The organism is Candidatus Chloroploca sp. Khr17 (genome assembly GCF_004138165.1).
GTDB lineage: Bacteria > Chloroflexota > Chloroflexia > Chloroflexales > Chloroflexaceae > Chloroploca.
In genome coordinates this window covers 1-1,032 of sequence record NZ_RYFF01000170.1, presented here as the reverse complement: position 1 = coordinate 1,032, position 1,032 = coordinate 1, and the positions used below count along the sequence as shown (strand labels likewise).

Sequence of the window (1,032 nt, the reverse complement as noted above, 5' to 3'; positions counted from 1 at the left end):
CGGGTTCTACACCTTCACCACCCTGGCCCCGGGCGTCTACACCGTCACCGTCACCGCGCCTGACGGCTATGTCTTCAGCCAGCCGAACGTCGGCAGCGACCCGACGCGGGAGAGTGATGCCGACGCGACGGGCGTGATGTCCAGCACCACGCTCGCCTCGGGTGACGAAGACCTGACCTGGGACGCCGGGCTCTACCGCGGGGCCGCGCTCGGCGACCGCGTCTGGAACGACCTGAATGCCAATGGCGTGCAGGACGCTGGCGAGCCAGGCGTGCCCGACGTGACGCTCACGCTCACCGGGGTGGATGGCTTCGGCACCACCGTCAGCCTGACCACGACGACCGATGTGAACGGGATCTACACCTTCACCAAGCTCGTGCCCGGTGTCTATACCGTTACCGCGACCCTGCCCGACGGCTACGCGGTCACGACCCGCAACGCCGGTAGCAGCGACGCAAACGATAGTGACGCGACGACGAGCGGCGTCATTCCCGCCATCATGCTCACCTCCGGCCAGACCGACCTGACCTGGGATCTGGGCCTCTTCCAGCGCGCCACGCTCGGCGACCGCGTCTGGGACGACCTGGATGCGAACGGGCGGCAAGACGCCGACGAACCCGGCCTGCCCGCCGTGACGCTCACCCTCACCGGGGTGGACGGCTTCGGCAGGACGGTCAGTCTGACCACGACCACCGACGCGACCGGGATCTACACCTTCACCAACTTGGTGCCCGGCGTCTATACCGTCACCGTCACCACGCCCGACGGCTATGTCGTCACCCAGCCGACCATCGGCGAGGCGACCGGCAACTCCGACGCCGACGCCAGCGGCGTGATGACCGGCATCACGCTCACCTCCGGCCAGACCGACCTGACCTGGGACGCGGGGCTCTACCGCGGGGCCAGCCTCGGCAACCTGGTCTGGGACGACACCAACGGCAATGGCGTCCAGAATAGCGGCGAGAATGGCATCGCCGATGTGCTCGTCACGCTCACCGGGGTGGACAGCCTCGGCGCGACGGTCAGCCTGAC

Annotated in this window: 1 protein-coding gene; it reads left to right on the top strand. The window is 68.4% G+C overall.

From position 1 onward, the window contains the following. Positions 1–1,032 (top strand): SdrD B-like domain-containing protein (locus EKD05_RS25570; RefSeq protein WP_255427273.1); only part of this gene is annotated, 1,032 nt, incomplete at both ends.